Here is a 23581-nt window from a genome sequence, read left to right on the forward strand (position 1 = left end):
ATAAATAATAAAGAGGCTCTACTTCATCTTTTTTTTTTTTAAAAAGAGATTGCAGCATTTTTATAAAAAAGAATGAAGTAAAAATAGAATGGCGAACGTGATACCTGACCATAAATGCCACTTTCGGTCCCGTCTCTGATATCTGAATAATCCCGATATCGGTACTGGAAGCAGGACCAACAAAGCAATTAATCCACTTACATAGTTAAAATCAAATTTAAATCCATGAAGAAATGCTGCTACCGTATGCAAGATGATCAATGAAATTGAAAAAATGGCTACTGGCGTATGCCATTTTCGAGTATAGCGGAGCAAAGTGGACAACCACTTTTTCACCTTAGCTTGTCCTTTCAATACAGGAAGCTTGATCACACGAAGGATCACATAATACGATAGTACAAAAAACAAGAGAACCCTCGCTATTGAACCAAAGCTTTTTAATGTATGTTCAAACTGCTTGCTGTGAAGGGTACTTAGCGGTAACGCTAAAAACCCCTTGAGTTCCCAAAGTACGATCAAGGTAGAGAGGATCATGACCGTGAATACCCAAATTCGTTCCTTTTTTGGGATCCATAGTTGTCTTTCCCTCTTTATTTCACTTGTCTTCATGGAGGATCCTCCTTTAAATAACAAATGTTGGGGCAAATAAAATACATTCCTGCCTTTCACATTTAAGTAAACTTTGCGTTCATTAACACCTATCATTATGCCCAATTAAACTATCATAAAGGTTATAGGAAGATTAGAATTCAATTAGAAAATCTTATTGTGCCTATCCCCTCAAACAAAAAAGTGCCTGATCCCGGTACATTAATGTACTGAAATCAGACACCTGTATTCACAACTTATTTCAAAACCAACTTCGCCACACACTCCACATGCGCCGTCTGCGGAAACATATCCACCGGCTGCAAATACTCAACCGTATACTGCTTCTTCAAATACTCAATATCCTTCGCAAGTGTTGAAGGGTTACAGCTCACATACACAAACTTCTTCGGCTTCACTTCCTTGATTGTATCAAGGAACTTCTGATCGCAGCCGGTGCGCGGTGGATCGACGACAACTACATCAGGTCTCCAGCCTTCCTTCTTCCACTTCGGCATGAGTTCTTCTGCACTGCCCACGAAGTATTGGGCATGGGTGACTCCAAATCGCTCGGCGTTTTTCTTGGCGTCGTCGATTCCTTCTTTGATGACGTCCATCCCTCGGATTTCTTTCGCTCCATCAGCAAGCCAAAGTCCGATGGTACCGACACCGCAATACGCATCGACAACTTTCTCTTCACCTGTGAGCCCCGCTGCTTTCTTAGCTTCGTTATACAGCTTCGAAGTCTGGATCGGATTCAGTTGGAAGAAGGCACGCGCTGAGAGCTCGTACGTGAACTCTTCGAGGCGTTCTTCGATGCTCTCTTTTCCGGAAAGATGGATCGTTTCGTCCCCAAAGATGATCCCCGTTTTCTTCGGGTTGATGTTCTGTGCGATCGAAACGACTTCAGGTAGGCGTTTCTGGATTTCAGAAATTAATAATTCCTTACGTGGAATCTTCTTTTCAGAAGTGACAAGTACGACCTGTACCTGCCCCGTTTCAAAGCCGACACGCGTTACGATCGTTCGCAGGATCGGCTTCTTCTTTTTCTCATCGAAGACCGGGATGTTGAAGTCGTTGATGATGCGTTTGATTTCGGTGGTGACTTTATTGGTTGCAGAGTGCTGGACGATGCATTCGTCGATGTTGATCAGCTTGTTGGAGTTCATGCTGTAGAGACCGGCGAACGCTTTTCCTTTATGGGATTCCACTTGGAATTGGCTCTTGTTGCGGTAATGCCACGGATTCTCCATGCCGATTGTTTGGCGGACATCGAGTTCTTCCAGGTTCAATTTCGTATGTCGTTCCATCGATTGCAGGACGATGTCACGCTTCGCTTCGAGCTGGCCTTCATATGTCAGATGCTGAAGCTGGCAGCCTCCGCATTCTTCGTAGACGAGACAAGGTGCCTTTGTACGCTGCGGTGATTTCTTGCGGATTTTCTTGATGCGTGCTTCAGTGAATTTCGGGTGCACCTTGGTGACTTCGACGACGACTTCCTCGCCGGTCAGGGCACCTGGTACGAAGACAATTTTCCGTTTAAAGAAACCGATGCCTTCACCGTTGATGCCGATCTTTTTTATCGTAAGAGGAAACTGCTGTTTCAACTCGATTCTCACTTCATTTTTATTGGTGTTGCGCTTGTTTGTATATTGCTTTTTCATTGGTTCACGTCCGTTCTATTCGATACTTCTCCATAAATACAGTGATGCATAGCTTAAATAAGGATGCCACGGCGAGCTGAATTGTTCAAGCTCTTCCTGGGTCGGCTTCCGGTCCATTCCAAATAAGATTTTGATGGCGTTCTGGATGCCGATGTCGGCAGTCGGGAACAGGTTCGGGCGTCCGAGACCAAATAACAGATAGCTCTGTGCGGTCCATGGTCCGATGCCGCGGATTTTCGTGAGTTCCTTGATGACGGCTTCGTCTGATTCAAGAGCAAGGGAATCCAGGTTCAGCTCTCCACTGGCGACTTTCTCACCGAGTCCTATGACGTACTCCGCTTTTCGTTGTGAAAATTGAAGCTCGCGTAACTCCTCAACGGTCAGTGCTGCCGTTTTTTTGGGTGATGGATAAAACCAGACATTGTCCTTCTGCCAGCCGTATGTCGTGACAAATCGATGCGTCAGCGTGAAGGCAAACTTCAGGTTGAGCTGCTGATGGATGATGCTCTTCACGATGCTTGCAAACGGGTCGAATTCAAGGACGATCGGCGTTCCGGCATGCTCTTCGAAAATCGGCTTGAGCTCCGTTTTCAGGAAGTGTTCGTGCACGTCGTGAAGGCCTTTATGCCATTGAAAGATCTCTGCGATCCGGTTGTGTTTCTTCTCAAGATCTTCTTCATTTTCAAATGTAATGGTGAACTCGGGCTCTTCGGTCGTCCCGACTGCCTGCACCTTGATGACTTCTCCGTCTCCGTCCGGCAAATAATAAGGAACCTTCACGCTGCGATCTTCCTTGTCGACTGCATTCAGCGGATCAAGCGACAGCCTGTCCAGCACCCGATCGAAATTATACGGCCCTTCAATCCTAACATTCCTCGTAGCCATCATCCTCATCCCTCCGCGTCAAAACTCGTATGTGTATTATAGCATATGGCAGGTGTAACCCTTAAACGTTGTGTGAGTCTAATCTGGTAGAATCAGGTAAGAAGGGATGATGGGAATGAAAAAGTGGATGACAACTGGGTTGCTTCTGGCGTTGCTCATCGGTGGCTGTGATGAGTCGGGGGGCGGATTAGATCATGAAGTAAGCCAGAAAATAGGCGACTATGAGCCGAAAGAGACGGATGTTGTGAACACTCATGGCAAGGTGGAAAACCTGGAACGATTCAAGGAGTTTTATGAACATGTGAGTAACGGAAAGAAGGATCGTGTCCGCGTTGTCTTCTACACAGATGAAGGGGACCCTATCCTGCACGACATCCGTTTCGACGGTAAAGAATTCAAATCGGTCATGGATACAAGAAGAGATAAATTCGGACAAGGGGAAATAAAAGACTTTACTTGCAGCAACATCAAGTACACGAACGGAGAAATGGCTGACAACGTGTACAGACTTGTGGACTGCGGCAGTGATGATGAAGCCATCATTCTCTGGTACTGATTAACGCACTGAGGGACGGTCCTTTAGTCAACTAAAGGACCGTCCCTCTTATTTCATTGCTGGGTGCTGGTCGAGGCTTTTGAATGTGTAGCCTCGCTTTTTGAGGTCGTGGATTGCTTTTTCCAAGGCATCGGCATTATCCTTTGACACGCTGTGGAGCAGGATGATCGCTCCGGGATGGATCTGTGCCATGATGTTATCGTAGGAGTATTGCCATCCGCGCTGTTCATTGGTTTTCCAGTCGACGAATGCGAGTGACCAGAACACATGCTTATAGCCTTCTTCCTGTGCGACCTTCAAGGTGCGCTCACTGAACACACCGCGCGGGGGACGAAGGTATTTCATTTCCTTTTGGCCCGTTAGCTCAGCGGTTTTCACTTTCACTTTCTCGAGTTCTTCACGGATGCGCTGGTCGCTCGTTGTGGTGAAGTCGGGATGATGCCAGGAGTGATTCCCGACGATATGCCCCTCTTTCACCATCCGTTTGACAAGGTCCTCGGCGCTGAGAAGATAATGTCCAGTAACGAAGAACGTTGCCGGGACTTTTTCTTTTTTCAGCACATCGAGCACTTTCTCGGTATGACCGTTTTCGTAGCCGTTATCGAAAGTCAGGTATATGTCTTTTTTATCCGGGGAACCTTTGTAGAAAGCACCGTATTTTTCAAGCAGCGCGTCATGGGCCGCACCGGCTTCAGCAGGGACTTCATCCCGGCTTTTCTTGAAGCCCCAGCCGATCGGATTATTGGAAACGGCCTCTGCCTCTGCCGGCAGAAGCAATAAGACCACGGCCGCAATCAACAGGATTTTCAATAATTTGTTCATAATAACCTTCCTTCTCATCCGTTTCGTTTAGTTTTTGAGAAGTCGGCATTTTCATGCTTACTAAAAGTATCCAAATAAAAAAGGCTGACTTCATCGCCAGCCTTCCTCACTTTTATTGAAATGCCTGATATTCTTCCGACGCCAATTCCTTGAATTTTGATTCGTTCTTTTCAATGAATTGCTGCACCGCTTCCCCATCCTTGAGGTCTGGGTAGTCCTTGAATTCATCTTTCAGTTTCTTTTCGATTTGCTCACGATCGACTTTCACTGAAGATTCGTCAATGTCGAACTCATACCCTTTTGCATTCGGCACTAAAAGCGTGAGATAAATGGCATTGTAGTAAAAATTCTGTTTATCGATGTTCTTTCCATTGAACCAGAATTCGTTCACCTGCTCCTCGGAGATTTGGGAATTCTCTTCGTACCCATAGGAAACCTTGATCCGCTCGCCCGAGAGATCAATCTCTTTCACTGTTTCACCCCCTGCAAGGCCCTGTACGATTTCATTCACTTTGGAATTATCACCTACATATGTACCGACTTTTTCTTTTAGCGAATCGACATCAACGTTGTCGATTGTTTTGATTTTTTGCTGATTGGCTGGTTGGGAACAGCCTGTAAGCACCAAGGCAATTGTGATAAGTGATAGTAAGATGGCTTGAATGGTTTTCAACGCCAACCCTCCATTTCTTAGATAGTTTAATAAATGTACGTTTGATTTTGAGTAAAGTTTCGTTTTCTTAGTAATAGAAAAAAACAAAACCAATCCATAAGATAAATGGGAATAATGATATAAGCGTAAGCACGTATTCCCTTCTTTCCCGTTCAAACTTCCATTCCATGAATGCCCTGAAAGTGAACAGTATGAAGAAAACAAGCGGAAAGAACGCTTGAGAATCAACACCGTAATACTCTCTGTTAAAAGTAAAAATCAAACCTGAAACAATGATCAAGCCTTCAATCCAACCTTGTATCGGGTGGACAGGCTTATAAACCCAACCATCCTTCTTCGGGATGTGGAGTTTCTTTCTGAGCCAACGGTCCAGCCAGATGCTTCCGCCCACAATCAGGATGAACCCGATTAGAAGGCTAAGGATAAAAAAATTCATTTTGCCCCCCCTTTTACATTATCTATTTACTGACCTTAACCACCGCCGGAATCCCGGTGGCTCCCCATTGTGTAATTGGAGTCCTCTCCAGGCTTGGCACCGGAATCAATGCCAGGCAGGTGGTTATCGTCATTTCTTCTCTTCCTGCACACATCGATTAGAAAAGCCAAGATTAAAATCCCTGCTATCATAATCCAAAACCACCACATGGCAGTCGTCCCCCTTTTTCAGATCTTGCTTAAAACTCTACACAAAACGGATGCATCTCATCATCCAGACAATACCTGATGCGCTCACGGAAATTTGGGAACGTGACCATTTCAAACGCTTTTTCGATCGGAAAATATCCGACCTCGAGGCTTTCCTCGGATGTTGTCGGTGTGCCTCCCACAGGCTTAGCCAAAAATAGTGTATTGCAAATGGATTGCTCCACGTTTTGAAAGATCCCGAAGAATTTGGTGATTTCGACTTCAATCCCCGATTCTTCCCGCGTCTCACGGATGGCGGCTTCCTTCAAGGATTCGCCTTCCTCCACTTGTCCACCGGGCATTTCCCAGCCCATTCTAGGACCTTTGATCAAAAGAAGCTCCCCTTTGTCATTAAGGACGATGGTGGCTGCGGACACGATGTGTTTGGGCGGTGTATACATGCCTTGATTTGAACTCATTGGACTCTCCTCCAAACAACGTTTTACCCTTATTTTACCATAAAATACTTTGTGGTTGGTTCCGATCTCCAAATCAATCAAAAAAACGCCTCGTGTTCTTCGCACGAGACGTTTCTTGACTTGTATATTATTTAAAAACCGGCTCCTTGAACTGCGCCAATTTTTCCAATGATGATTTATCTACTTCTTCATGAAGGGAATTGCCGTGGGAATCCATCGTCACGACCGCGGTGAATCCTTCGACATTCAAATGCCACATCGCTTCAGGGATACCGAATTGCATCAGGTCCACTCCGTCTACCCCTTTAATGCAATCAGCATAGTACTGCGCCGCTCCTCCGATTGCATTGAGGTAAACACCTCCATGATCCTTGAGTGCAGCAAGCGTCTTAGGACCCATGCCACCTTTTCCGATGACCGCACGGATGCCGAATCGTTTCATGATATCACCTTGATAAGGCTCCTCGCGGATAGACGTCGTTGGGCCTGCCGCTTTCACGTGCCAGTTGCCTTCGTCGTCCTTCAGCATGACAGGTCCACAGTGATAGATGATCTGACCGTCCAGGTCAACCGGCGCATCGTTATCACTCAAGTGTTTGTGGATCGCGTCGCGGCCCGTGTACATGCGACCGTTGATTTGAACAACATCGCCCACTTTCAATTCGCGGATCTGTTCTTCCGTGATAGGAGCCTGAAGCGTCACCATATTAGGTGCGTCACCCGAATCAGCGGCTGCCGTTTCCAGTTCTGCCTCGGAACCTTGAGTCAGATCGATCTTTTCGCCTTCCTGATAGAACCACTCAGCGATACCTCCATCCGCATCAAGCTTCACGCCAAGACGGCGGAATGCCCAGCAGTTATACGCAACCGAAACGAAGAAACTTGCCGGGATGCGGTTCATCACACCGACCTTGCATCCAAGAAGCGTCGTTTCGCCACCGAAGCCCATTGTCCCGATTCCAAGCTCATTCGCATTGTCCATCACATATTCTTCAAGCTTGCGAAGATCTTCGTTCTGATTCACATCATCCACGGAACGGAAAAGCTGTTCCTTCGCAAGGTCATAACCGGACGAACGGTCTCCCCCGATTCCGACGCCGATAAAGCCGGCACTGCACCCTTGACCCTGTGCCTGATAGACCGAGTGCATCACGCATTTACGGATTCCGTCGAGGTCACGGCCAGCCCTTCCAAGACCTTCAAGCTCACATGGCAAGCTGTACTGGATATTTTTATTTTCACAGCCGCCGCCTTTCAGGATCAGGCGAGCATCCACATAATCCTTTTCCCACTGCTCGAACTTGATGACAGGTGTACCAAGGCCAAGGTTGTCCCCTGAGTTAGCACCCGTAAGCGAGTCCACTGAGTTCGGACGAAGCTTTCCATCCTTCGTCGCCTGAACCATTGCCGCGTAGATCGCTTCCTTGATCTCGAGCTGGTTCACGCCGACCGGAGTTTTTATTTTAAATGTAGGGAGACCCGTATCCTGACAAATCGGAGATACATTGTCATCCGCCATCTTTACGTTATTCGAAATCGTATCAAGGCTCATCGCCGCCCTCGTCCCCGCATTCTCGCGCTCCTTTGCAGAACGGATCGCACGGCGCACATCCTTCGGCAAATTCGTGGACGTTTCCACAATCAAGTCATACATACTCTGCTGCAATGTCTCTTTATTCATCATTCTTCCCCTTCCCCTTACCAATCAAATTGATTAAACGATTCTTATTTTTCACCCATCATTATACTCCTATAAGAATATGATTGAAAGGGATTTCATACATGAAATTCCTTTTGGAAATAACAGGACACTTCATCCTCATGAGTGACCACATACCCATTCTTTTCATAAAATCGGATGGCATCCCCCCACAGCTTGTTTGTCTCAAGAATGGTCCTTTTCGCACCAAGCGAGACCGCCCTCTTTTCCAGATGGGTGAGCATCCGTTTACCGAGGCCATGCTTCCTGTACGGCTTCAGCACCGACATCCTAACCACTTGAAAGATGTCTTCGGACTCTTTCCTGACCGCCCCCGTGCAGAGCATTCTATCTCTGTCCATCCCTACATAAAATAAATCATCAGCCTGCATGTACTCCTTCCAGATATCCTGGATGTCTGGATTCAGACTGTGATCAATGAAACCAAACCGTTCGAGGAAACCTGCGAGGATGACTTCTTTCGCTTCGTGGCACTGTTCTTCTTTGATTGCCTGGATTTGCATATGGATCTCTCCTTTTATATGTGAGCCACTGATATGTATTTGACTAAAATTGAGAATTTCCTTCATGGAACTTTTTATTTTGACAGGGTTCATCATTTTCCGGGAAATATTGCGGAGGTGTTGTTGGGGGAGATGTGATGGGAATGGGGATGTTTGGGGTGGTGCCAGGCACGATTGGCCGTGATTGGAGTGGTTTCTGGCACAATTCACTAAAATAGGTGTCCAATTACGACGGTGCCTGGCTCAAAAACGGGGATTTGAGCCAGGCTCAGTCCGACTTAAACAAGCATATCTGATGGGAAAAAGTTTTATCTGCCATTTTCCGGATTTATCTGCCAAAATTGAATTTTATCTGCCGTTTTCCCGATTTATCTGCCAAAAAACATTTTTATCTGCCGTTTTCCAGATTTATCGACCATTCTTCATAAAACGACAAATTTCGCCTCGTACACGCGCACACATACAAACACACCAACACCCACACACACTACTCAACCACCAACCAACCCAATCGCCAATCCAATAAAAAAAGAGCCCTACACCAGGACTCTTACTCACTCTTCTTGAATTGTTCACACTTCAACTCTATATCATCGATCATGGAGATGAGGCGATCGATATCTTCTACGTCAGCTTGTTCAGGGTCGATGGAATCTAGTACATCGACAAACAGGTTCAACCGTTTTTTCAGGTAATCCACCTGTGAATTAGAATCGTTTACTGCTTTGCCCAAGAGAATCTCTCCTTTCATACCTATCTTATGGTAACCAATAACTTTCGGATTGACAAGGGGTACTGGGTTTTCAATAATGGGTAAGTGACTTACTAACAAAGGAGTTTTTTTATTATATGAAATCAACTACTGCTTCCAAGAAAATGTCGATTGACCATGATCCTTGGGAGGCTTATCTGGATGTGGAGGAGCATGGCGGCATCACGCTGTCCAACATCGAATTTACAACGACGAGTTTATGCAATATGCGCTGTGAGCACTGTGCGGTCGGTTATACGCTGACTCCCAAAGATCCTGATACACTCCCGATGGATACTGTATTTGCAAGGCTTGATGAGATTTCGACTCTTCGTTCCCTTAGTATTACCGGAGGCGAGCCGATGCTTTCAAAGAAATCTGTGGAACATGTTGTGCTTCCGTTACTGAAGTATGCACATGCGAGGGGCGTACATACTCAAATTAATTCGAACTTGACGCTGGACCTTGAGCGATACATGATGATTGCCCCTTATCTGGATGTGCTGCATATTTCCCACAACTGGGGGACGACCGATGAGTTCATCGATGTCGGTTTTGCCAATATGGAGCGAAAGCCGACACGCGAGCAGCGTCAGAAGCTTTTCGACCGTATGATTGAAAACAGCCGCGCTCTGTCTGAAGCTGGTGTACTTGTTTCGGCAGAAACGATGCTGAATAAGAATACGCTGCCGTATCTTGAAAAAATCCACCGCCAAGTCGTAGATGAAATGAAATGCGGCCGCCACGAGATTCATCCAATGTACCCGTCTGATTTCGCCTCAAGCCTCGAAACATTGTCGCTTGATGAGACTAGAGATGCCATTAAGAGCATCCTAGAGTTCCGCGATGAAGACGTATGGATGCTATTTGGGACGCTTCCGTTTTATCCTTGCAGTTCATCCGAAGAGGATCGGGAGTTATTGAAGCAGCTATATTCAGCGAAAAATGTGAGTGTCCGCAACGATCCGGATGGCCGTTCCCGCCTCAATGTCAATATCTTTACCGGGGATGTCATCGTCACGGACTTCGGGGATACGCCAGCGCTAGGGAACATTACGAGTGACTCGCTTCCTGATATTTTTGATAAATGGCAGGAGCAGGAGCTTGCGAAGGAATTGAACTGTCATTGTCCTGCCGCCCGCTGCCTTGGCCCGAATGTTCTGGTGAAGTCGATGTACTATGGGGATGTTGATTTCACAAAACGTAAAGCACTGATTGAACGGTAACAACCTATGCCCGGCTTAGCTTAAGCCGGGCATTTTTATGGGGGTGGATCGAAAAGGCCATGGCTTCATATCGGGGGGGCGATATGCGCAATCACTGTACATGTCGAAACAAGAAAAAAACACCCCGGAATGGAAACCCCGAAGTGTTTAGTGATTGGACTTTTCGTTTACTATGGCTGCTTCTCTTGCGGCTTTCTCAAACGGCTGTTCCTTCAAGCCGTAACGCTTGATTCTTTCCGCATAGTACTTTGCCCGTCGTGAACCGAACCATAATCTCATCGCTGTGGCAAGAATCAATACACCACCGAAGATCAATAAATATTCCATATGAAAAACCACCTTTTATTTAGATTATTCTGAATATTATAACACATCATGGAGCTTCTGAAAAGGGATTGCCCGAGATAATCATATTCCACGATTCGACACCTTTTAAACATTCGTAACACATCAATTTAAAAAGGTACGTCCCTCATCGCTTTAAAGCAATGAGGGACGTACCTTCTGACTATCTTGGGGTTTCGCTTGCCATGAAGCCGAAGTGGACGTGATCTTGGATTGGGATCCAGGCGCCTACTCCTTGTGATGTGACGTTTTTGACGATAACGGAACGCTTTGTTCCTTTCATTTGGAGGTAGACTTCTCCGTATGTCACTTTCCCCTTTTCGTTGATGGCTGGTGCGTAGGCATAGAGATAGCCCAGGCGTTTTGGTGATATGTTGTATACTTGATTCTTTTTTGTACCAGCGCCTACAATCGTCTGGAAAGCGAGAGGAAGCTGCGAGTTGTCCATCGCTTTGATCATCATCATCTTCTCGACATCGTCTGCATGAGGCACTTTCGCTGTGAGACCGCCTTTAACGACTTTTTGTGCTTCTTGTACATAGTGGATTTGGTAGTTACCTTTTCCACCGCGGTTGTCATAGTAATTCGTGTTGATTTTCTGGTATTCCCAGTTAGGGGATGTTTCGGTCGACTCATAATTGAGCGGCCATTCCCCCAGATAGATGGTTGCACGCAAGCCGATGGTCGGTGCCTTATTAATGGAAGATTCATTCAGGATGCGGATCAGGTTCGGATTCTCGATATTCACATTGGAAGTGTCGAGAAGCTCCTGTGTAAATTCACTTGGCTGCAGATAAGGCTGATCCTGTGTTGAGTTTGGATAGGTGTTTTCCTTTGCAATGTCCAGGACGGAATTGGGTACGGTTACGTTTTTAGAATCCGCTTCTTTCTTCGGAGCGGGACTTTTTTCAGCATGTGAGCCTGTTGTGGCAACGAAGAATGCGAGTATGAACATAAGAACGGTACGCATTAATTTCATTGAATAAACTCCTTTCAACTTTGACTTTAGGGTTTGCCCTTAGTTTTTTCCTAGATGCAGATGCTTATCCAAAAAATAATTAAATCTCACTACTGAAAGAATATTTACAAAATTCGATAAATATTTTATAATGAATATACCTGGAGGGTTGTCAGACATCTTGGAATGCTGACAGTTTTTCATAAGAAATTCCTAATTTCCCAAGAAAGCAGCGGATTCGCTTATGCGGTCCGCTGCTTTCTTTTGTCCTGGGGAGCTTCATAAAAAAAAGACGCCACATTTAGCGCCCCCTTTTTCACCACTATAATAGATAAAATCCAATCCCCATGATGAAGTATGCAGCCAAGAGCGTCAATCCTTCAAACCAGTTCGTCTCCCCGTCGTTTGAAATGATGATGGTGACAAGTACAGCCGACACCATCGCGACCAGTTCAGGAAGCGTGAATACGAGCGGCATGTTGGTTTCGAAGAACAGGGAAACAAAAACAAGCACGGGTGCCACGAACATCGCTACCTGCAAGGTCGAACCGACTGCGATTTCAACGGCGACATCGAGCTTATTCTTATACGCCATGATCACAGCGGACGCGTGCTCAGCAGCATTTCCGACAATCGCAACGATGATGACACCGATGAACAACTCGGTCCAGCCGAATGCTTCGCCTACTTCTTCAAACGTATGGACGAGATTCTCAGAAACATATGCCACTGCGACTGTGGAAGCAGCCAAGACCAAGAGTGCTTTCCCTTTGCTCCATTCCGGCTCCTCATGGGAGTGCCCTCCGCTTTCCTCACCGTGCTGATAGACGCCACGGTGCGTGACGAGCTTGAAGAAAAGGGCGAATAGATATAAAGCGATCAGAATGCCCGAAACGCCGAGACTCATCGCCATTGTCTCTGAATCACCCATCTTCTGGGCAAATACTTCCGGGATGACAAAGGCTACGATGACCGCAAACATCAGTAGACCTGAATTGTGGCGCGCGTCGAACACGTTGAATTTCTGGCGCTTATATTTGATGCCCCCTACGAAGAATGAAAGTCCCGCCACAAGTAAGAGGTTACCTAGAACGGAACCCGTCAAGGATGCCAGGACGACACCGATCAATCCGGCTTTTAAAGCAAAAATGGAAATGATCAGTTCTACTGCGTTTCCGAATGTGGCATTCAACAAACCCCCGATCCGTGGTCCCGAAATGACGGCAAGGCTCTCTGTAGCCCTCCCCATGAAGCCTGCAAGTGCAATGATCGTGACGCAATATATGGCAAACATCAACACTGTCGGCCAGTGCAACAAACTTCCGATCACCGAGATGGGTACCCCTGCCAACACAAAAATGAAAAAGATTTTATTCACGATAAAGTCCTCTTTTCTTCAATATTTGTAAGGCCTCCACATCTTTGGAGGATTTTTTTTACGATGAACTCATGAAACCAAGGAGAAAAGACACATTAATAATAGATCTTTTCAGGAGGTGCCAAATGACAAACACATTAAAAGATAAAGTGATCGAGCTTTTCTCCCATCACAAGGTAGGGACGCTCGCAACGATTCGGGATCAAAAACCGTATTCCCGATTTATGATGTTCAATAACGAAGATCTTACTCTTTATACAGCGACAAACGAACACGCGCATAAAGCGGAGGATATCAATCAGAACCCGAATGTCCACATCTTGCTTGGCTACGACCGCGACTCCGATCATGAGCATTATGTAGAAATAGAAGCAAAGGCATCGGTCGAGGAGTCACCGGAGCTCAAGAAGAAATTCTGGTCCGAACAGCTCAAGCACTGGATCGCAAGCCCGGATGACCCTGAATATCGTCTGTTGAAACTGACACCGGTCACCATCCTCTACTACGAAAAACCGGGTAAAGAACCACAAGAACTGACACTTTAGCTCGATGAGGGACGCTTCTCCCGATAAAGGGACAGGACTTCCCTCTACCTTTCAGTAGTTTAACGAATTAACGCATCGAGGGACGTACCTTCAACTGAATGGTCGGCAACAATCAACAGTACTTCAAGCGGGACGGTCCATAATCGGACCTTGGGACTCCGGATCAGTACCTCTCCCTTCCACTGTATGCCGGTACTCCCTTCATATTCCCTCACCGCTTGGGATTTAAAACATGAAAAGGACGCACCTTCAGGAGGATTTCCATCCCTCTGAGGTGCGTCCTTCTTTCCTTTTCCCGTTACGCTGTGACGAGTTCAAACGTTTCTTCAATTTTGATGGAGTCCTGTACGGATTGAACCATCGAGCAATTTTTGCGAGTAAGCTTCATGGCTTTTTCGATTTTCTTCTCATCCAGGTTTTCTCCCTTGATTGTGAAGTGGAGCGAAATCTCCTCTACACGATTGGCTTCCTCTTCATTTCGGACAACGTCGGCTTTAATATGGATATCATCAAATTCGATGCGCATCTTTTCCAGTACCTTGCGAAGGACACCACCGCTGCAGACTGCAACAGAAGAAACAAGCAGCTGGAATGGACGGAATCCGTATTCTTCATTCCCCGATACTTCAAGCTTCCCGAATCCAAGATCCGTATAGAAGCCGCCTTCCTGCATATTGAATTCCATTTAACATCAACCTTTCTTTTCCTAAATGTGATGAATTGAATTTTACTCCATTCTGAGGCCATTGCCAAACAATCGATTCCGGGGTACCATCTAATAAGGAAATTCACTAGACTGGGAGATTTTCATATGAATCAATCATTATCGTTCCGCTTCTGGGTATTAGTGGCCATCGTCGCGATTTCAGGGTTTTCCCAAGGCATGCTCCTTCCCCTGATCGCCATCATCTTCGAGCAGGATGGACTCTCCTCCTCCTTGAACGGGTTGAACGCCACCGCCTTGTATATAGGGATCTTACTTGCTTCGCCACTCATGGAAAGGCCACTTCAGAGAATAGGGTACAAACCGATGATCATCATCGGCGGGATCATCGTTGCACTGTCGCTCTTCCTATTCCCATTATGGAAGTCTTTCTGGTTCTGGTTTGCCCTTAGACTATTCATCGGGATCGGCGACCATATGCTTCATTTTGCCACACAAACATGGATTACATCCTTCTCACCCAAAGAACACCGTGGCCGGAATATTTCGATTTACGGAGTGTCCTTCGGGGTCGGTTTCGCTGTCGGGCCGCTCATGACCCAACTAATCTCGATCAGCCAGGCGCTTCCATTCATGATTTCGTCAATCCTGAGCCTTCTTGTTTGGAGCCTTGTGTTCAAACTTAAGAACGAATTCCCCGAACAGCAAAATTTGGGCAGTGCCTCGTTCCTTGGTTCGTTCCAGCGTTTCGGAAAAGTGCTGAAATATGCTTGGGTCGCCCTTCTTCCACCACTCGGATACGGATTCCTGGAAGCGTCCCTCAATGGGAACTTCCCTGTATTCGCACTGAGGAATGGCATCTCGGTGGAAGCCGTTTCGATCCTGCTTCCCGCATTCGCAGTCGGAAGCATCATTTCACAAGTGCCGCTCGGCGTGATGAGCGATAAATATGGGCGACAGAACGTCCTTCTCACCGTGATGATGATAGGATTCCTATGTTTCACTGCTTCAGGTTTCGTGTCGGAATCCACATTGGGCCTATTCATTTGTTTCACGCTTGCAGGGATGGCCGTCGGTTCGACGTTCTCACTCGGCATCAGCTATATGACCGATCTCCTTTCGAAAGAATTGCTTCCTGCAGGGAATATCATGTGCGGAATCTTCTTCAGTTTCGGAAGTATGCTGGGACCGTTCATCGGCGGCATCGTGATTGAATGGTTCAGCGGCCCGAGCTTCTTCTATATGATCAGTTTCATGATGCTTTTGATCTTCGTCTGCCTGCTCGGATTCTCCATTCAGAACAGACGCAGGGAAATCGCGGATCATTCTTAAGCACATAAAGCTTTTCTTTCTCATATAAATATGGTACTATCAGATTATAATAATTATAAATTAATAGTTTTTCATAAAGTGGCGTACAAACACGTATTGATTTGCTGTCATCCTTTACCGGTGGCAGCTTTCGTTGTTTTATAAGGGGAATGACGTTGATTATTATTATCAATTAGATTCCTGTATTTTCATTTAAAAAAGGAGGAGTACCATATGAGCTCACAATCCAAAGCCCTTTCACTTGGAAACCCGAAAGACCAAATCAACTTCCTGGAAAAAATAAAGCCGCACGCCGAACTGATCGCAGCCCTCATCAGTGGTGTATTCATTTTACTTGGATGGCTTTTTTCAAAAGGGGACTCGTCCTCATTGAGCATCATTTCCTATCTGCTTGCATTCGGGATCGGAGGATTCGCAAAGGCGAAAGAAGGAATCGAAGAAACCATTGAAAACAAGGAACTTAATGTAGAAATGCTGATGATCTTCGCCGCAGTCGGCTCCGCGATCATCGGTTATTGGACGGAAGGTGCTATCCTGATCTTCATCTTCGCGGTCAGCGGAGCGCTTGAAACCTATACAATGAATAAAAGCCAGAAGGAGATTTCCGCCCTGATGGAAATGCAGCCGGAGGAAGCGTGGCTCGTTACATCGTCCGGGGAAAAGAAAGTACACGTCTCATCCCTTGAAATCGGGGACCATATCCTGATCAAGCCAGGTGAACGCGTCCCGACCGATGGGGTTGTCGTGAAAGGAACAAGTACCATCGATGAAGCGGCGATTTCCGGAGAAGCGGTCCCGGTCACGAAAGCCAGTTCCGATGAAGTCTTCGCCGGTACCGTCAATATCAACGGTGCCATCACCGTCGAAATGACGAAGCCGAGCAGCGAGACATTATTCCAGAAAATCATCGACCTTGTGCAATCCGCCCAAAGTGAAAAATCCCCTTCACAGCTGTTCATCGAACGCTTTGAAGGGACGTATGTCAAAGTGGTGCTGGCCGTCGTCTTCCTGATGATGTTCATCCCCCACTTCCTGCTCGGATGGAGCTGGACGGAAACCTTCTATCGCGCCATGGTACTACTTGTCGTCGCATCTCCTTGTGCGCTCGTCGCTTCCATCATGCCGGCAAGCTTATCCGCCATCTCAAATGGCGCCCGCCACGGCATTCTTTTTAAAGGAGGCGCTCACCTCGAGAACTTAAGCAACCTGAAAGCCATCGCGTTTGATAAGACCGGGACACTGACGAAAGGGAAGCCTGTCGTGACGGATGCCCTGATCACTGAGGATGTGGATTCCGATGAAGTCATGACCATCATCGCCTCCATCGAAAATCAATCCAATCATCCACTGGCGCAGGCGATCGTCGGTCATGTGAGAAAAGAACATCGTGCAAACCTCTTCCAGCCGGATTCATTGGAGGATATATCGGGCTGGGGTGTGAAAGCGCTGGTGAACGGAGCCGAATGGAAGATCGGAAAAGCCGAGTTCGTCGGCAAGGAAGCTGCCGGAGAATTTATGGACGGTGCTTATCTTGATTTGGCCTCCCAAGGGAAGACAACGGTCTTCGCCTCAAGGGACGGGTATATCGTGGCGTTGATCGCCCTTAAAGATGTTGTGCGCAAAGAAACCATCGAAGCGTTGGATCTGTTGAGAGAAGAAGGGATCCACACGATCATGCTCACCGGTGACAACGAGAAGACCGCCCGTGCCATTGCCGGTGAAGCAGGCGTCGCTTCCTTCATCGCCGAGTGCCTGCCCGAAACGAAAGTGGAAGAACTGAAAAAACTGAAGAATCACTTCGGCACGGTCGCCATGGTAGGAGACGGCATCAACGACGCACCGGCACTTGCAACCGCAAATGTCGGTATCGCAATGGGGGAAGGAACCGATGTCGCACTCGAAACAGCCGACGTCGTCCTGATGAAGAACGACCTCACTCGGATCGCAGAAGCCATCAAGCTATCGAAGAAGATGAAGAGGATCGTCCAGCAGAACGTCATCTTCTCGATCAGTGTCATCATGCTATTGATCGCGTCCAACTTCCTGCAGGTACTTGACCTTCCATATGGAGTCATCGGTCATGAAGGAAGCACGATCCTCGTCATACTGAATGGTTTACGATTGTTGAAGTCATAAATCTCAAATAAAAACTCGCCTGATCCATTCAGGCGAGTTTTTATTTGAGATAACTTTTACCTTCCATTATGCTTCTTCAGCATGTCTTTTAAAAATTCCTCGGATTTCCCCCTCGGTATGCTGAGACTTTCCCAATCATCCCGTTTCAAGAGCTTGCCGATATAAACAATTTGGCCGACATGATAGGCGTAGTGTGCCATCTGCCGTTCAATGGCGTCCATCACCGAGTGCTTCTCTCCACGGATGGTCACATGTTTCAAAAGATCCTCACCCGACAATGCCGACAGCGTATCGAACATGGTATCCCAGCCTTTTTCCCACATCATGATGACATCCGACTTCGATTCAAGGTCGTCCGTGAATTCTTCGTCGCGGTTCCTGCTGTCCTTTTCACCATCCGCCGTCAAGAAATCCGTCCATCTCGAAACCATATTCCCGCTCATGTGCTTGACGATGACGGCCGCACTATTCGATTCCCCGTGATACGTCCAGAAGAAATCATCTTCATCCAGCTGTTCGAATGTCTTATCCCCAAGCTGCTTTACGCTCTTAAAACGCTGGATGACCACTTTTAAATATTCATTCCCGATATCCATTCCTCTCCCCCTCCCTTAGATTTGAATTCAACTAATACACTTCATGCGTATCCTTTGGCAATGCCCCCAGATCGTACAAGATGCCGGCATCACTATTCTCACACCAGAGCTCCTTCACCTTGGACCCTTCAAAATAAAAGATCATGATCCCCGTTTCCTTCACGCGCTGATTTTCGGAAGGGATGTTGAACCAGCCTCCCTTATAGGTCATCCAGCCGGTATAGCGGACAACGACCTTATGATCCTGTTCGATGATGTCATGCAGTGCCCATTCATCATCATGGAAAACCGAACGGTACCAGGTCATAAATTCCTTCATCTGTTCCTTTGTATTGTCACCGTTCCTTGAATGGTAAATGAATCCGTCCGTTGTCAGTTCATCAAGTATGTCAAGATTCCCTTTTGTGAAGTATTCACCAAACCACTTATCCACCGTGTTCCTTCTATTATTGCTGACCATCAAAACCACTCCCTTTATTTAAGTATTTCAGACTGAGAGATTCCGATAATGTTTTCAATCACACCCTCAACATCCCCTTGATCATGTATGACGAATAGATAGTCTGCTTCCCCCTCGACAGGACGTTTGACATCATCGTCCGACGACTCTGCCCCCTGCCTTTCAAGAAGGGCCTGAAATGTCGTCGGATTCCTGAAGATCGCCGTGCTGCGCCGACTCCCTGCGATTCGTTCCTCCAGAATATGATGAGGGATGTTAAAATCCACAACGATGCTCTTGAATCCCTTTTGATGATAATAGTCCAACAACCGCAAACGTCCACTACGGCTTCGATTGGAATTGCAGACAATCAGGTGACAATCGGTCTCCTCCACCGCATGTTGAACAATCGTTTTGGTGAGCGCAGTCTTGAATGTGTTCGGCCCTTCCTTTGCCAATAACTTGCGATAATATGTATTGATGAATGCTGCATGACGGTCTTGATCGACCACGACTGCATTCTCCAGCCGTTCTTCCAGCCTGTTTGCAAAAGTGGTCTTTCCGCTGTGGGTTTTGCCGACAGTCATGATGATGAATCGTTTCATCTTGTAGCCTCTCTTTCTATTTAATAAGGTTAGATAGTTCGTTATGCACTTCCCCTGAGGTTTCAGTGAAAAAGGATAGATCAAATAGGATGATGACTAGTAGCAAGAGGAGCAAGCAAACCCCATACCCTCCTGTTTGCTTCACACCTTTGCTCAGCATCCAGATAATCCCCACTAAAAGGAAGGGGATCACAAAAAGGTTCAACTGCCAGACCATACGAAGTTTATTAATTTTCATTCCAATGAGAGCGAGTGTGATTTCAGCATGCTCGGAGGTATGATTGTTGTCGAATTCGATCGTTTCTTTATAAAACATGCCGTGAGAGATGACCGTTGAGTTCGTTTCTTCATTGCGTTGGTACGTCCAGCCTGTCGGATAAATATCTGCCCTTACATATAAAGCCGTTAAAAACAATAGAAAAGCCAGATATAAAACCATCATTTTCTTCTGAGAAATCAAGTCATCCACCTCCCCTAGCCGCCGATTAACTCTAGTAACTTTTTCCGGTCCCCCTTACCGCCGATTTTAAAAGAATCACCTTCCCCAGCCCTGATGATATGCGTGTACCTGCCGGAGCTCTCCCACACCCTGAATTCATCGGTCCTTCCACCTTCATAGGTGGCAGTGACTAAATGGTCTTCATGATTGGCCATTTCATACATCGTTTTGGCTTCATGGCCGGCTCTGTTGAGGATGCGGGTGAATTTGTTAATTGTGTCCCGGTCTGATACTAATCTTTCTTTTTCATAGGTCTTGTTTTTATGATTATAAGATTGGATCTTTATTTCTTTGATCTCAGGAATCCCGTTAGATAGAAAAACATAGGTACCAAAAATAAGGATTGAAATTGCTGCAAGGATGATCACCCAACGTTTCATTCACTCTCCCCCTTTCAGATGGAAACCGCTTCATTCATTAACCTTATTTTACCATACGTGCATTTATTATCTATTGAAACGTACTCGTGCTTTTATCCTGAAGTCTGTAAACCCTCCAAAACCATCCATTAGGAAATGGAGGGACAGGTGTGATATATTCTTTGTAAACATGATGGAAAATAAAATGGCTACATTGCTTATAGATTCATGCAAGGAGGACTTCCCATGAAAAAATACAATATCCCTGTTGAAGCGGCCCTGGAAGTCATCGGAGGCAAATGGAAGGTCGTCATCCTTTGTCACCTCATCGACAACGGGACGCTCAGGACGAGTGAATTGAAACGGCTCATGCCGAACATCACCCAAAAAATGCTCACCCAGCAGCTGAGGGAGCTTGAAACGGATGGTGTCGTTGACCGGATCATCTACAATCAGGTGCCACCCAAAGTGGAATACAAATTGACCGACTACGGTAACTCCCTTACACCTGCCCTGCAGATGCTCTGCTCCTGGGGGGAACAGCATATCGAAAAAACAGTCTCAGAAGGCGAGGACGTACTCGTCATTTCTGGCGAAAATGAAAAATAACCCATTACACAAAACCCTGCTCCCCCTGTGGAGCAGGGTTTTGCCTTATGATTCTGGAAGGTACGTCCCGCGGTGCTTTAAAGTATAAAAGCATGTTGAGCCGGTTTTGTTGACTTCTTTTTGCGGATGTTTTATATTAGTTGATGCATCAATGATTGACCCCTCAATCAATTGAAGGAGGAGGATGCTTTGTCCAAGGATGAGAAGATTTTAATTCAATTAAATGATATTTATAAGCAAGTGAGCCCCAAGTTTGAGCGTTGTACCGGTATCAGCCAGTCTCGCCTCGAGCTCTTGCACAAACTGATGGAAGTAGATGAAATCAGCCAGAGGGCCCTTCAGCGTGAAGTGAATATTGATCATGCAGCTGTGACAAGGCATTTGAAGCAGCTCGAAGCAAGCGGGATGATTTCCCGCCGGAAGAACCCTGAGGATAACCGGGTGACGTTCGTCAGACTGACCGATCAAGGAAGGGACAGGATCGATGCCCTGTGTCAGGAGAAGAAGCAGTTCATCGGCCAGGTGCTCAACGGGTTCAGTTCCGAGGACCAATCAATACTTTCGGATTTGCTTATGCGGATCCAGCAGAATGTCAAAGATATAAACTATTAATCATAAAGGAGTTTTTCAACATGAATGCAACTAGAAATAACGACTTCAAAGAAATCATCACTGGACGCCGCTCCATCAGGAATTATGATCCATCGGTCAAGATCAGCAAAGAGGAAATGACGGAAATCCTGCAAGAAGCAACATTGGCACCATCTTCCGTGAACTTGCAGCCATGGCGTTTCCTTGTCATCGATAGCCAGGAAGGGAAAGAGACATTGGCCCCACTTGCGAAATTCAACCAGACACAAGTGAAGACATCGGCCGCCGTCATCGCAGTATTCGTAGATATGAACAGTCTGGACTACGCAGATGAAATCTACGATGAAGCCGTTGAAAGAGGGTTTATGCCAGCGGAGGTAAGGGACAGACAACTGCCTTCCATCAAAGGACTTCTTGATATCATGACAGAAGAGCAATACAAAGAAATGAACCTCATTGATGGAGGATTGGTATCCATGCAGCTCATGCTGGCAGCCCGTGCGCACGGATACGACACGAACCCGATCGGCGGTTATGAAAAAGATCAGATCGCTGAAGCGTACGGCATGGATAAAGACCGTTACTATCCAGTCATGCTCATCTCCATCGGTAAAGCAGCCGACGCAGGATATCAATCGGTTCGTCTGCCAGTTGAAAAGATCACTGAATGGAAATAATGGGAAGGGGGCTTTTCTCCCCCATTCCACGACCATAACATTACAATGAAAAGAGGAAACGACATGATTATCATCCACGCACATTTTCAAATCAAAGCTGATAAAGAACAAGCATTTCTTGAAGAAGTCCGTTCACTTGTATCAGCATCAAGGGCTGAAGAAGGAAACATTTCTTACGACTTGATGAAGGACACGGAGAAGGAACAAACCTATACAATGGTGGAAACGTGGAAAGACGGCGCAGCCGTCGAAGCACACAATACGAGCGAACACTTCATCGATTTTGGTAAAAAAGCTCCAGAATATATGGCTGCACCGATCGATGTCCAAGTCTTTGCCGGTGAAAAGGTTGAAAGATAGTTTCATCTAAGAAAATCGCCCCGTCCTTGGAGAACGGGGCGATTTTTTTAAAGAACGTCAATTGACTCAGCTGTTTCCTCCCCAACAAACGAGCAAGAATTAATAGCACCAAGAAGCTGGCGGTTGACCGCGAAATCATCTCTAAGAAATCAACATCCTGCACGCTCAACCCTCCCCTTTCAACGCTCCCCGCTCTTTCTCCAGACGCAGGATTATCTTATAAAATGCGACCAATAACAGGAGGAGGATGGGGTCTTCGATCGCTGAATACTCCCACTTCCACCATCCGTAATGAAAGTAACCCCATGGAGCAGGAAGCCTTGTCAGTGCTTCATACATAAGTAAAGCCCCAGTCCACCCTGCTAGATAAAGAAACTGCTTCGTAAACCCTCTTCCAAAAGGGAAAAATTGAAGGAAGAGCAGGTTGACTGGCGGCAGAAGGACTGTGTGTCCAATGAGCCCCGACCAATTGACCCCTTTCCCGAAGTACCAATAAGCTGAATATTTGAATTCAACAATCAGATCATGCGTCTGTTGGAAGGCGATCGTGAATGTCCAAATATGAAGTTTCTGATTCGTTGTCAACCGGTCACTGAAGAAATAAGCGGCTACATTGAAAAATATAACGGCAATTAATAGTCCAATCATAAGAAATTCCTTAGTCTATAAATTTTCTTTTAGTATCAAGCAAGCATTTTACAAATATACCCTTATCGATGAACTTCCCCCTTCTCGAAGGTACGTCCCTCGGTGCGGCACCGCGGTGAATCGATATTTTCTTGAAATAATAATTTTCTATTGATTTATGGGAAGGGTTTTTTTATAATGAGATTTATCGAATGAAACGTGCAAACGGTTGCATCTCTTTTCACGGTTCTTTTTAACAGGAATAGCCACCCGATAAGACGCTGACCATCTCTTCATTTTTATCATGAAAAATGAAAACGCACACAAAATTTTATGAAAACGAATACACGTAAGATATTGATATTAAAGG

The 23581-nt window shown here is 46.3% G+C and carries 30 protein-coding genes; 9 read left to right on the plus strand and 21 right to left on the minus strand.

Annotated elements, in window-relative coordinates; all coding sequences use genetic code 11:
• Window positions 1-60: 60 nt before the first annotated feature.
• The 3 genes from LCM10_RS12880 to LCM10_RS12890 form a co-directional block, all read right to left on the minus strand.
• The gene (locus LCM10_RS12880; protein ID WP_224876677.1) at window positions 61-609 is read right to left on the minus strand and encodes a hypothetical protein; all 549 of its coding nucleotides are present in this window, start codon (window positions 607-609) and stop codon (window positions 61-63) included.
• A 236-nt stretch (window positions 610-845) separates the two neighbouring features.
• The gene (rlmD, locus tag LCM10_RS12885; RefSeq protein WP_224876678.1) at window positions 846-2252 is read right to left on the minus strand and encodes a 23S rRNA (uracil(1939)-C(5))-methyltransferase RlmD; all 1407 of its coding nucleotides are present in this window, start codon (window positions 2250-2252) and stop codon (window positions 846-848) included.
• A gap of 15 nt (window positions 2253-2267) precedes the next feature.
• Window positions 2268-3137: a DNA-3-methyladenine glycosylase family protein gene (locus LCM10_RS12890; RefSeq protein WP_224876972.1), complete on the minus strand. Its 870-nt coding sequence runs from the start codon at window positions 3135-3137 to the stop codon at window positions 2268-2270.
• A 115-nt stretch (window positions 3138-3252) separates the two neighbouring features.
• Between LCM10_RS12890 and LCM10_RS12895 the strand changes: the two genes are divergently transcribed.
• Complete coding sequence (locus LCM10_RS12895; protein ID WP_224876679.1) at window positions 3253-3693, plus strand: DUF4362 domain-containing protein; 441 nt, start codon at window positions 3253-3255, stop codon at window positions 3691-3693.
• A 48-nt stretch (window positions 3694-3741) separates the two neighbouring features.
• On the opposite strand, the gene pdaA is transcribed toward LCM10_RS12895, so the two are convergent.
• The 8 genes from pdaA to LCM10_RS12935 form a co-directional block, all read right to left on the minus strand.
• A complete protein-coding gene (gene pdaA, locus LCM10_RS12900; protein WP_224876680.1) occupies window positions 3742-4515 on the minus strand; it encodes a delta-lactam-biosynthetic de-N-acetylase in 774 nt (257 codons plus the stop codon).
• A gap of 112 nt (window positions 4516-4627) precedes the next feature.
• Window positions 4628-5188, minus strand: coding sequence for a DUF4825 domain-containing protein (locus tag LCM10_RS12905; protein ID WP_224876681.1), 561 nt, complete (start codon window positions 5186-5188; stop codon window positions 4628-4630).
• A gap of 67 nt (window positions 5189-5255) precedes the next feature.
• Entirely contained in the window at window positions 5256-5624 is a 369-nt protein-coding gene (locus LCM10_RS12910) for a DUF4181 domain-containing protein (RefSeq protein ID WP_224876682.1), read from the minus strand.
• A gap of 35 nt (window positions 5625-5659) precedes the next feature.
• Complete coding sequence (locus tag LCM10_RS12915) at window positions 5660-5833, minus strand: hypothetical protein (protein WP_224876683.1); 174 nt, start codon at window positions 5831-5833, stop codon at window positions 5660-5662.
• A 29-nt stretch (window positions 5834-5862) separates the two neighbouring features.
• Complete coding sequence (locus LCM10_RS12920; RefSeq protein WP_224876684.1) at window positions 5863-6291, minus strand: NUDIX hydrolase; 429 nt, start codon at window positions 6289-6291, stop codon at window positions 5863-5865.
• Between the two features lie 127 nt (window positions 6292-6418).
• Window positions 6419-7972 (minus strand): fumarate hydratase, encoded by a 1554-nt coding sequence (locus LCM10_RS12925; protein ID WP_224876973.1) that lies wholly within the window; start codon window positions 7970-7972, stop codon window positions 6419-6421.
• A gap of 95 nt (window positions 7973-8067) precedes the next feature.
• Window positions 8068-8514: a GNAT family N-acetyltransferase gene (locus tag LCM10_RS12930; RefSeq protein ID WP_224876685.1), complete on the minus strand. Its 447-nt coding sequence runs from the start codon at window positions 8512-8514 to the stop codon at window positions 8068-8070.
• Between the two features lie 550 nt (window positions 8515-9064).
• On the minus strand, window positions 9065-9247 hold the full coding sequence (locus LCM10_RS12935; RefSeq protein ID WP_224876686.1) for an SE1561 family protein: 183 nt from the start codon (window positions 9245-9247) through the stop codon (window positions 9065-9067).
• Window positions 9248-9363: 116 nt separating this feature from the next.
• Here LCM10_RS12935 and yfkAB point away from each other — a divergent pair, with 116 nt between their 5' ends.
• On the plus strand, window positions 9364-10491 hold the full coding sequence (gene yfkAB / locus LCM10_RS12940) for a radical SAM/CxCxxxxC motif protein YfkAB (RefSeq protein ID WP_224876687.1): 1128 nt from the start codon (window positions 9364-9366) through the stop codon (window positions 10489-10491).
• Window positions 10492-10638: 147 nt separating this feature from the next.
• On the opposite strand, the gene LCM10_RS12945 is transcribed toward yfkAB, so the two are convergent.
• The 3 genes from LCM10_RS12945 to cax all read right to left on the minus strand — a co-directional run bounded on the left by LCM10_RS12945 (window position 10639) and on the right by cax (window position 13172).
• Window positions 10639-10818: a hypothetical protein gene (locus tag LCM10_RS12945; protein WP_224876688.1), complete on the minus strand. Its 180-nt coding sequence runs from the start codon at window positions 10816-10818 to the stop codon at window positions 10639-10641.
• Between the two features lie 181 nt (window positions 10819-10999).
• Window positions 11000-11815 (minus strand): YfkD famly protein, encoded by an 816-nt coding sequence (locus LCM10_RS12950; protein WP_224876689.1) that lies wholly within the window; start codon window positions 11813-11815, stop codon window positions 11000-11002.
• Window positions 11816-12116: 301 nt separating this feature from the next.
• Entirely contained in the window at window positions 12117-13172 is a 1056-nt protein-coding gene (cax, locus tag LCM10_RS12955) for a calcium/proton exchanger (RefSeq protein WP_412103398.1), read from the minus strand.
• Window positions 13173-13297: 125 nt separating this feature from the next.
• Here cax and LCM10_RS12960 point away from each other — a divergent pair, with 125 nt between their 5' ends.
• On the plus strand, window positions 13298-13717 hold the full coding sequence (locus LCM10_RS12960) for a pyridoxamine 5'-phosphate oxidase family protein (protein WP_224876690.1): 420 nt from the start codon (window positions 13298-13300) through the stop codon (window positions 13715-13717).
• 298 nt (window positions 13718-14015) lie between these two features.
• On the opposite strand, the gene LCM10_RS12965 is transcribed toward LCM10_RS12960, so the two are convergent.
• Window positions 14016-14402: an OsmC family protein gene (locus LCM10_RS12965; RefSeq protein WP_224876691.1), complete on the minus strand. Its 387-nt coding sequence runs from the start codon at window positions 14400-14402 to the stop codon at window positions 14016-14018.
• A gap of 126 nt (window positions 14403-14528) precedes the next feature.
• Between LCM10_RS12965 and LCM10_RS12970 the strand changes: the two genes are divergently transcribed.
• Complete coding sequence (locus LCM10_RS12970) at window positions 14529-15713, plus strand: MFS transporter (protein WP_224876692.1); 1185 nt, start codon at window positions 14529-14531, stop codon at window positions 15711-15713.
• 213 nt (window positions 15714-15926) lie between these two features.
• A complete protein-coding gene (locus tag LCM10_RS12975; protein WP_224876693.1) occupies window positions 15927-17849 on the plus strand; it encodes a heavy metal translocating P-type ATPase in 1923 nt (640 codons plus the stop codon).
• 56 nt (window positions 17850-17905) lie between these two features.
• On the opposite strand, the gene LCM10_RS12980 is transcribed toward LCM10_RS12975, so the two are convergent.
• From LCM10_RS12980 to LCM10_RS13000, 5 genes are read right to left on the minus strand one after another with little or no spacing between them, the layout of a single operon-like run.
• Window positions 17906-18445, minus strand: a complete 540-nt coding sequence (locus LCM10_RS12980) for a DUF1572 family protein (RefSeq protein WP_224876694.1) — start codon at window positions 18443-18445, stop codon at window positions 17906-17908.
• A gap of 31 nt (window positions 18446-18476) precedes the next feature.
• Window positions 18477-18905 carry an ester cyclase gene (locus tag LCM10_RS12985; RefSeq protein WP_224876695.1) on the minus strand — a complete coding sequence of 143 codons (429 nt, stop codon included), beginning with the start codon at window positions 18903-18905 and terminating at the stop codon, window positions 18477-18479.
• Between the two features lie 14 nt (window positions 18906-18919).
• Window positions 18920-19489, minus strand: coding sequence for an AAA family ATPase (locus tag LCM10_RS12990; protein ID WP_224876696.1), 570 nt, complete (start codon window positions 19487-19489; stop codon window positions 18920-18922).
• A 16-nt stretch (window positions 19490-19505) separates the two neighbouring features.
• Entirely contained in the window at window positions 19506-19949 is a 444-nt protein-coding gene (locus LCM10_RS12995; protein ID WP_224876697.1) for a hypothetical protein, read from the minus strand.
• Between the two features lie 14 nt (window positions 19950-19963).
• Window positions 19964-20368 carry a hypothetical protein gene (locus LCM10_RS13000; RefSeq protein ID WP_224876698.1) on the minus strand — a complete coding sequence of 135 codons (405 nt, stop codon included), beginning with the start codon at window positions 20366-20368 and terminating at the stop codon, window positions 19964-19966.
• Window positions 20369-20593: 225 nt separating this feature from the next.
• On the opposite strand from LCM10_RS13000, the gene LCM10_RS13005 reads away from it, so the two are divergent.
• The 4 genes from LCM10_RS13005 (at window position 20594) to LCM10_RS13020 (ending at window position 22584) form a co-directional block, all read left to right on the plus strand.
• Window positions 20594-20956 (plus strand): winged helix-turn-helix transcriptional regulator, encoded by a 363-nt coding sequence (locus LCM10_RS13005; RefSeq protein ID WP_224876699.1) that lies wholly within the window; start codon window positions 20594-20596, stop codon window positions 20954-20956.
• A 189-nt stretch (window positions 20957-21145) separates the two neighbouring features.
• On the plus strand, window positions 21146-21568 hold the full coding sequence (locus tag LCM10_RS13010) for a MarR family winged helix-turn-helix transcriptional regulator (RefSeq protein WP_224876700.1): 423 nt from the start codon (window positions 21146-21148) through the stop codon (window positions 21566-21568).
• A 20-nt stretch (window positions 21569-21588) separates the two neighbouring features.
• On the plus strand, window positions 21589-22224 hold the full coding sequence (locus LCM10_RS13015; RefSeq protein ID WP_224876701.1) for a nitroreductase family protein: 636 nt from the start codon (window positions 21589-21591) through the stop codon (window positions 22222-22224).
• A gap of 63 nt (window positions 22225-22287) precedes the next feature.
• Window positions 22288-22584, plus strand: coding sequence for a putative quinol monooxygenase (locus tag LCM10_RS13020; protein WP_224876702.1), 297 nt, complete (start codon window positions 22288-22290; stop codon window positions 22582-22584).
• A 165-nt stretch (window positions 22585-22749) separates the two neighbouring features.
• On the opposite strand, the gene LCM10_RS13030 is transcribed toward LCM10_RS13020, so the two are convergent.
• The gene (locus tag LCM10_RS13030) at window positions 22750-23232 is read right to left on the minus strand and encodes a hypothetical protein (protein WP_224876703.1); all 483 of its coding nucleotides are present in this window, start codon (window positions 23230-23232) and stop codon (window positions 22750-22752) included.
• Between the last annotated feature and the right edge of the window lie 349 nt (window positions 23233-23581).

Origin of the sequence: Rossellomorea aquimaris (assembly GCF_020171925.1) — a bacterium.
In the GTDB taxonomy this organism is placed as follows: domain Bacteria; phylum Bacillota; class Bacilli; order Bacillales; family Bacillaceae_B; genus Rossellomorea; species Rossellomorea aquimaris_F.

Coding starts and splice junctions, on each gene's coding strand:
- LCM10_RS12880 (WP_224876677.1), bottom strand. CDS start 609: ATGAAGACAAGTGAAATAAAGAGGGAAAGACAACTATGGATCCCAAAA.
- rlmD (WP_224876678.1), bottom strand. CDS start 2,252: ATGAAAAAGCAATATACAAACAAGCGCAACACCAATAAAAATGAAGTG.
- LCM10_RS12890 (WP_224876972.1), bottom strand. CDS start 3,137: ATGGCTACGAGGAATGTTAGGATTGAAGGGCCGTATAATTTCGATCGG.
- LCM10_RS12895 (WP_224876679.1), top strand. CDS start 3,253: ATGAAAAAGTGGATGACAACTGGGTTGCTTCTGGCGTTGCTCATCGGT.
- pdaA (WP_224876680.1), bottom strand. CDS start 4,515: ATGAACAAATTATTGAAAATCCTGTTGATTGCGGCCGTGGTCTTATTG.
- LCM10_RS12910 (WP_224876682.1), bottom strand. CDS start 5,624: ATGAATTTTTTTATCCTTAGCCTTCTAATCGGGTTCATCCTGATTGTG.
- LCM10_RS12915 (WP_224876683.1), bottom strand. CDS start 5,833: ATGTGGTGGTTTTGGATTATGATAGCAGGGATTTTAATCTTGGCTTTT.
- LCM10_RS12920 (WP_224876684.1), bottom strand. CDS start 6,291: ATGAGTTCAAATCAAGGCATGTATACACCGCCCAAACACATCGTGTCC.
- LCM10_RS12925 (WP_224876973.1), bottom strand. CDS start 7,972: ATGAATAAAGAGACATTGCAGCAGAGTATGTATGACTTGATTGTGGAA.
- LCM10_RS12930 (WP_224876685.1), bottom strand. CDS start 8,514: ATGCAAATCCAGGCAATCAAAGAAGAACAGTGCCACGAAGCGAAAGAA.
- yfkAB (WP_224876687.1), top strand. CDS start 9,364: ATGAAATCAACTACTGCTTCCAAGAAAATGTCGATTGACCATGATCCT.
- LCM10_RS12945 (WP_224876688.1), bottom strand. CDS start 10,818: ATGGAATATTTATTGATCTTCGGTGGTGTATTGATTCTTGCCACAGCG.
- LCM10_RS12950 (WP_224876689.1), bottom strand. CDS start 11,815: ATGAAATTAATGCGTACCGTTCTTATGTTCATACTCGCATTCTTCGTT.
- LCM10_RS12960 (WP_224876690.1), top strand. CDS start 13,298: ATGACAAACACATTAAAAGATAAAGTGATCGAGCTTTTCTCCCATCAC.
- LCM10_RS12965 (WP_224876691.1), bottom strand. CDS start 14,402: ATGGAATTCAATATGCAGGAAGGCGGCTTCTATACGGATCTTGGATTC.
- LCM10_RS12970 (WP_224876692.1), top strand. CDS start 14,529: ATGAATCAATCATTATCGTTCCGCTTCTGGGTATTAGTGGCCATCGTC.
- LCM10_RS12975 (WP_224876693.1), top strand. CDS start 15,927: ATGAGCTCACAATCCAAAGCCCTTTCACTTGGAAACCCGAAAGACCAA.
- LCM10_RS12980 (WP_224876694.1), bottom strand. CDS start 18,445: ATGGATATCGGGAATGAATATTTAAAAGTGGTCATCCAGCGTTTTAAG.
- LCM10_RS12985 (WP_224876695.1), bottom strand. CDS start 18,905: ATGGTCAGCAATAATAGAAGGAACACGGTGGATAAGTGGTTTGGTGAA.
- LCM10_RS12990 (WP_224876696.1), bottom strand. CDS start 19,489: ATGAAACGATTCATCATCATGACTGTCGGCAAAACCCACAGCGGAAAG.
- LCM10_RS13000 (WP_224876698.1), bottom strand. CDS start 20,368: ATGAAACGTTGGGTGATCATCCTTGCAGCAATTTCAATCCTTATTTTT.
- LCM10_RS13005 (WP_224876699.1), top strand. CDS start 20,594: ATGAAAAAATACAATATCCCTGTTGAAGCGGCCCTGGAAGTCATCGGA.
- LCM10_RS13015 (WP_224876701.1), top strand. CDS start 21,589: ATGAATGCAACTAGAAATAACGACTTCAAAGAAATCATCACTGGACGC.
- LCM10_RS13020 (WP_224876702.1), top strand. CDS start 22,288: ATGATTATCATCCACGCACATTTTCAAATCAAAGCTGATAAAGAACAA.
- LCM10_RS13030 (WP_224876703.1), bottom strand. CDS start 23,232: ATGATTGGACTATTAATTGCCGTTATATTTTTCAATGTAGCCGCTTAT.